This is a genomic window from Mycobacterium aquaticum, assembly GCF_002086485.1.
GTDB classification, from domain to species: Bacteria; Actinomycetota; Actinomycetes; order Mycobacteriales; family Mycobacteriaceae; genus Mycobacterium; species Mycobacterium aquaticum.
In genome coordinates this window covers 1-584 of the sequence record NZ_MVHF01000105.1, presented here as the reverse complement: position 1 = coordinate 584, position 584 = coordinate 1, and the positions used below count along the sequence as shown (strand labels likewise).

Genomic DNA, 584 nt, shown 5'->3' with positions numbered 1-584 from the left:
GGACAGTCTGTTTCGTCGTCGTCTTGGTTGTCGGTGAAGTATTGCTGGGGGTGGTGGTAGGTGTTGATGCGGGATTGGCCGGTGTCGAGCAGGGTTGGTGGGATCCATTCGCAGCGGCCGTGGGTGTTGATGCGGGTGGTCCATTTGCCGGGGCCGACGAGGCGTTGATGTGGCCCGCAGCCCAGGGCGAGGTCGGTGATGTCGGTGCGCCCGCCTTGGGCGAAGTCTTGGGTGGCGTGATGGGCTTGGCTGCGGTTGCCCGCGGCGGTGCAGCCCGGGCAGGTGCAGCCGCGGTCGCGGGCGAAGAGCATCAGCCGTTGCCCGGGGGTGGCGATGCGTTTGGTGCGGCCCAGATACAGCGGCACGGTGGTGTGTGTGTCGAACACGGCCAGGTAGTGATGGGCGTGGGCGGCCAGGCGGATGAGGTCGGCGATGGGCAGTTTGGTGCCGGTGGCGGTGACCGCCACCCCGGCGCCGGCTTGCAGTTCCTGCAGGGTGGTGGTGACCACGATGGACACCGGTAGCCCGTTGTGCTGCCCCAATTGGCCGGACATCAAGGCGTGCCGGCCCAGGGTGAGCAGGGC

The 584-nt window shown here is 68.0% G+C and carries 1 protein-coding gene; it reads right to left on the bottom strand.

Annotation, left to right across the window (positions count from 1 at the left end):
- Positions 1–584, bottom strand: a 584-nt coding sequence (locus tag BST13_RS38095; RefSeq protein ID WP_142282959.1) for an HNH endonuclease signature motif containing protein, incomplete at both ends; no start/stop codon positions are given.